Here is a 5383-nt window from a genome sequence, read left to right as displayed (position 1 = left end):
TCGGCGTCCCCAGCGGCCCCCGGCTGATCCGGAAGTTCCTATGCCAAGAACCTACCCTGCCGCCTCCGCCAGCGTCGATGGGGACCCCTGCCCATGGAGCCCTGCCCATAGGGAAGGCCCCGCTCAGGCTGCGGCCGTCCCCTGCTTCCCGAAGCTGCGGAGGCGGAGCGAGTTGGCCACCACCAGCACCGAGCTGGCGGCCATGGCCGCGCCGGCGATCATCGGGTTGAGCAGGCCCAGGGCCGCCACCGGGATGCCGACGGCGTTGTAGAAGAAGGCCCAGAAGAGGTTCGTCTTGATGGTGCCCAGGGTGCGGCGGGACAGCTCGATCGCCTGCGCCACCTGGGCCAGGTCGTTGCCCATGACGGTCAGGTCCGCGGCCTCGATCGCCACGTCCGTCCCCGAGCCCATGGCGATGCCGAGGTCCGCCTGCGCCAGCGCCGCGGCGTCGTTGACGCCGTCGCCGGCCATGGCCACGGTGGCGCCGTCGTCCTGGAGGGCGCGGACGGCGTCCACCTTCCCCTCCGGGGTGACCCCGGCGTAGACGTCCTCCGGGGCGATCCCGACGGCGGCAGCCACCTGGGCCGCGACGGCGGCGTTGTCGCCGGTCAGCAGGATGGGGCGCAGCCCCAGCCCGCGGAGCCGGGCGATGGCGGCCGCGGATCCGGGCTTCAGGGTGTCGCGCAGGCTGATGAGCCCCGCCGGTGCGCCGTCGACCGCCACCCAGATGGCGCTCGCCCCGGCGGCTTCCTCGGCCGCGAGGGTCTCGCGCTGACCGCCGGTGAGCGCGACTCCGTTCTCCTCCAGCCAGCCGGAGCGGCCCACCGTGACGGTGTGCCCGTCGACCGTGCCGCGGACGCCGCCGCCGGGGGCGGAGTGGAAGTCCGCGACGGCGGGCAGCCGGTCCGCGGACCCGTCGGCCAGGGCGGCGGACGCGATGGCCCGGGCGATCGGGTGCTCGGAGGCGGCCTCGGCGGCGCCGGCGAGGCGCAGCACGGCGCCGGCCTCGAAACCGGGGAAGGCGGTGGTGCCTGCGACGGCCAGGTGCCCGGTGGTCACGGTCCCGGTCTTGTCCAGCAGGATGGTGTCCACGGTGCGGGTGTCCTCGAGGACCTGCGGGCCGCGGATCAGGATGCCCAGCTGGGCGCCGCGGCCGGTGCCGGTGAGCAGGCCCACCGGGGTGGCCAGGCCCAGGGCGCAGGGGCAGGCGATGACCAGCACCGCCACGGCGGCCGTGAAGGCCGAGCGGAGGCCGGCGTCGGTGATGTCCGGTCCGGCCGCCAGCAACCAGGCGGCAAAGGTCACGACGGCGATGCCCAGCACCACCGGGACGAACACGCCGCTGATGCGGTCGGCCAGCCGGGCGATGGGCGCCTTGCCGGACTGCGCCTGCGAGACCAGCCGTCCCATCTGGGCCAGGGTGGTCTCCGAGCCCACGCGGGTGGCCCGGACCAGGATCCGGCCGGAGGTGTTGATGGTGGCGCCGGTGACGGGGCTGTCCGGGCCGACTTCGACCGGCACGGATTCGCCGGTGACCAGGGAGGCGTCGACGGCGGAGCTGCCCTCGACCACCACGCCGTCGGCCGGGATCTTCCCGCCGGGGCGGACCACGATCACGTCGCCCACCGTGAGCCGGTCCGCCGGGACGGTGACTTCGAGGCCGTCGCGGAGCACGGTGGCGTCCTTGGCCCCCAGGTTCAGCAGCGTTTTCAGCGCATCCCCGGCCTTCTGCTTGGCGTTGGCCTCAAGGTAGCGGCCCAGCAACAGGAAGGTGGTCACCACGGAGGCCACCTCGAAGTACAGGCCCTCCGGTCCCATGCCCGCCATGCCGGGGTGTTCGGTGAGCCGCGGATTGGCCAGCAGCTGCCAGGCGGAGAAGACGTAGGCCGCGGTGACGCCGATCGAGACCAGGGTGTCCATGGTGGAGGACAGGTGCCGGGCGTTCACCGCCGCCGCCCGGTGGAAGGGCCAGGCCGCCCAGGTGACGACGGGCAGGGCCAGCAGCCCGGCCACCCAGCCCCAGTTCGGGAACTGCGCGGCCGGCACCATGGAGAGCACGAAGACGGGCACGGTGAAGACGGCGGCGGTGATCAGGCGGGGCTTCAGGGCCGACGCCGCGCCGCGGCTTGCGCCGGCAGTTGCGCCGCCGTCGGACGCTCCATCCCCGGCGAAAGTCTCGTCCACGGCGGGGCGCGCGGCAGGGGGCGTCCGCACGGTGGCCTTGTAGCCCGCGGCACTCACGGTGGCGGTGAGTTGGTCATCGGTGATGCCGGCCGGAACGGTCACGCGGGCCGATTCCAGCGGCAGGTTCACCACCGCCTCCACGCCCTCCAGCTTGCCGAGTTTGCGCTCCACCCGGCCCACGCAGGACGCGCAGGTCATGCCCTCGATATCGAGTTCCACCACCCGCGTCCCGGACTGGTCCAGCAGCTTGGCGTTTTCCACGGTACGTGCCTCTTCCCTTGCTCCTTCATGCTGCGGGCGCCCGCTCCGGCGCTCAGGGCTGGTTGCCGCCCGGTCAGGCCTCGTTGGCGACCACCAGGTAGCCGGCCTCGGCGACGGCCTCGCCGATCTCGGCGGGGGAGAGCTCCCGGGCGGAGCCGATGGTCACGGTGGAGATCCCGCCGGCGTTGAGGTCGACGTCGACGTTCTCCACGCCGTCCAGGGCCTCGAGTTCCTCCGTGACGGAGGAGACGCAGTGGCCGCAGGTCATGCCGGAAACCTCAATGGTGGTGGAAACGGTGCTCATGGTGCTCTCCTTCGTGGGCCGGGACGGCCCTGTTGGTGGCTGGCTGGGTAGCTGGATGTGGGGGTTACCGGTGGGGTGGTGCGGCTCGCGGCGTCAGCGCAGGAGCCGGCCGATGGCGTCGGTGGCTTCCTTGACCTTGGCGTCGATGGCCTCCGACCGCAGCTCAGGATCCGGTTCGGCGGCCGCCCCGACGACACAATGGCCGATGTGCTCCTCCACCAGACCCAGACTGACGGCATGCAGGGCCTTGGTGACGGCGGCGACCTGGGTGAGGATGTCGATGCAGTACTTGTCCTCATCGACCATCCGGGCGATGCCGCGGACCTGCCCCTCGATGCGCTTGAGCCGCTTGAGGTAGGCATCCTTGTTAGCGGAATACCCGTGCTGGCCGGAGCCGGCGTGGGGGCCCTCGTGCTGGTCTGTCGCTGCGGCGGTATCTGCCTCCGCACCTGCGGGAATCAGGTCCCCGGCGGCGGCCACTGAAGAATCGGATGCGCTCATGGCCACCAAGATATACCCCTGGTGGGTATGGCACAAGTACCCCCAGGGGGTATCGATGGTTTACGCCGCCGGAGAATGGGCGTTAAAAAGCTCCGGAGTGCGTTATTGGGGGATACGCACTCCGGAGCAGTCATTGGGGTAGGAGTTCTTCCGCCTACATCCACGACTCTACGGGGCGCGCGGCGGCTTCGCCAGCACCTCGGATAACTACTTTCGCTTTAGTTTCCCGTGCCCCGGCCGACCGGGCCGCCGCCGGTGTCCCGGGGAATTTCTCCAAGCGAAGGTGAAAAGACCATTGCGGGCCTTCACTCGTGGTGGTTCGATGGGGGCCATGGCATCCGAGGAAAACTTTGTCCTGGCAATCGGCACGAAAAAAGGGCTGTGGCTGGCCACCAGCCCCGACCGTGAGTCCTGGTCCCTATCCGGACCGCATTTCCTGATGAGTGAGATCCCCAGCATCGGCATCGACACCCGGGACGGCAAGACCCGGATCCTGGTCGGCGTCCGCTCCGAGCACTGGGGTCCCACCGTCTTCCACTCCGACGACCTGGGGGCGAGCTGGACCGAACCCGAACAGGGTGCCATCCGCTTCCCGGAGGACACCGGCGCCGCCCTGGAGCGCGTCTGGCAGATCTACCCCGACGCCGAGTCCCGGCCCGGCGTCGTCTGGGCCGGCTGCGAGCCGATCTCGGTGTGGAAGTCCACCGACGGCGGGGAGCACTTCGAACTGAACCGCGGCCTCTGGGACCACCCGCACCGCAGCGAGTGGGGCTCCGGCTACGGCGGCGCGGCGGCCCACTCGATCGTCGTCCACCCTGACGGGGAGCGGGTGCACGTGGCCATGAGCACCGGCGGCGTCTACCGCTCCAAGGACGGCGGGCAGTCCTGGGACGCCCGGAACAAGGGCATCTCCGCCTACTTCAACCCCGACCCCTACCCCGAGTTCGGCCAGTGCGTGCATAAGATCGCCGCCGATTCCGCCGTCGACGGCCGGCTTTACGCGCAAAACCACCACGGCGTCTACCGCACGGACGACGACGCCGAGACCTGGGAATCCATCGCGGAGGGGCTGCCTGCGGACTTCGGCTTCGTCATGCTCACGCACCCGCACCGCGCCGGGACGGCCTGGGTGATCCCGCTGAAGGCCGACGGCGAGAGGATCCCCCCGGAGGGGAAGCTGGCGGTGCACCGGACGGACGACGCCGGCGCCACCTGGAAGCGGCTGGACGAGGGCCTGCCCGGCTCCGAATTTAACGCGGTGCTCCGCGATGCGGCCTGCGTGGACACCGCCGAGCCGGCCGGGGTGTACTTCGGCACCCGCGGCGGCAGCGTCTACGCCAGTGCCGACGAGGGTGAGCACTTCACCGAGGTCGCCTCGCACCTGCCCGACGTGCTGTGCGTGCGCGCGGCGCAGGTGGTCGGCGCCCCGGCCCCGGCATGACGGGCCGCCGTGGCTGAGATCAGCGTGCTGCTGCCGAGCGTCCTGGCGCCCCTGGCCGGCGGCCGGTCCGGCCTCGAGGTGGCCGCCGACGGCCCGCTCCCGGTGGGCCGGCTGCTGGACGAGCTGGCCGGCAACTACCCCGCGCTCGGCCGGCGCCTCCGGGACGAGACCGGCAGCGTCCGCCGCTTCGTGAATGTCTACGTTTCCGGCGTCGAAATCCGCCGTCTGCAGGGCCTCGGGACCGAGGTCTCGCCGGGCCAGGAGGTGCTCATCATCCAGTCCGTCGCCGGCGGCTGAGCTCCGCGGCATTCTGACCTCAAAATCGTTGACAATTTCGTCAGCGATCCGTACCGTCGGTTCCGGGCCGTCCCTGCCGGTCGCGCCCCACCCCGCAATGGTGCGACAGGAAGGGATGCCGGTGGCCGCAACCTTGAGCCTGACGGACGTGAGCCTCCACTTCGGCGGCGTCAAGGTGCTGCAAGACGTCAGCTTCGACGTCGACCCCGGGGTCATCCTCGGGTTGGTCGGGCCCAACGGCGCCGGCAAGACGTCCCTCTTCAACTGCATCAGCGGGCACTACAAACCCAGCGCGGGCACCATCACCATCGACGGCGCCGAGGTCCAGGGCTCGGCCCCGTCCCGGCTCGCCGGACTGGGCCTCGCCCGGACCCTCCAAAACCCGGCCCTGCTGC

General features: G+C 71.2%; 6 protein-coding genes. 3 read left to right on the top strand and 3 right to left on the bottom strand.

The genetic code is table 11. The features are described 5' to 3' along the window. Nucleotides 1-123: 123 nt before the first annotated feature. The 3 genes from AB0305_RS22565 to AB0305_RS22555 all read right to left on the bottom strand — a co-directional run bounded on the left by AB0305_RS22565 (nt 124) and on the right by AB0305_RS22555 (nt 3250). On the bottom strand, nt 124-2445 hold the full coding sequence (locus AB0305_RS22565) for a heavy metal translocating P-type ATPase (protein WP_364138163.1): 2322 nt from the start codon (nt 2443-2445) through the stop codon (nt 124-126). A 73-nt stretch (nt 2446-2518) separates the two neighbouring features. Beyond that, nucleotides 2519-2749 carry a cation transporter gene (locus tag AB0305_RS22560; protein WP_290257162.1) on the bottom strand — a complete coding sequence of 77 codons (231 nt, stop codon included), beginning with the start codon at nt 2747-2749 and terminating at the stop codon, nt 2519-2521. 93 nt (nt 2750-2842) lie between these two features. After that, nucleotides 2843-3250: a metal-sensitive transcriptional regulator gene (locus tag AB0305_RS22555; RefSeq protein ID WP_364138166.1), complete on the bottom strand. Its 408-nt coding sequence runs from the start codon at nt 3248-3250 to the stop codon at nt 2843-2845. 322 nt (nt 3251-3572) lie between these two features. On the opposite strand from AB0305_RS22555, the gene AB0305_RS22550 reads away from it, so the two are divergent. From AB0305_RS22550 to AB0305_RS22540, 3 genes are all read left to right on the top strand, one after another. After that, entirely contained in the window at nt 3573-4691 is a 1119-nt protein-coding gene (locus tag AB0305_RS22550) for an exo-alpha-sialidase (protein WP_364138168.1), read from the top strand. 9 nt (nt 4692-4700) lie between these two features. Further along, the gene (locus tag AB0305_RS22545; RefSeq protein ID WP_290257166.1) at nt 4701-4988 is read left to right on the top strand and encodes a MoaD/ThiS family protein; all 288 of its coding nucleotides are present in this window, start codon (nt 4701-4703) and stop codon (nt 4986-4988) included. Nucleotides 4989-5136: 148 nt separating this feature from the next. Continuing rightward, a partial coding sequence (locus AB0305_RS22540) for an ATP-binding cassette domain-containing protein (protein WP_366174110.1) occupies nt 5137-5383 on the top strand: 247 nt, incomplete at its 3' end.

The organism is Arthrobacter sp. NPDC080086, assembly GCF_040702285.1.
This window is presented reverse-complemented; position numbering and strand designations above follow the sequence as displayed.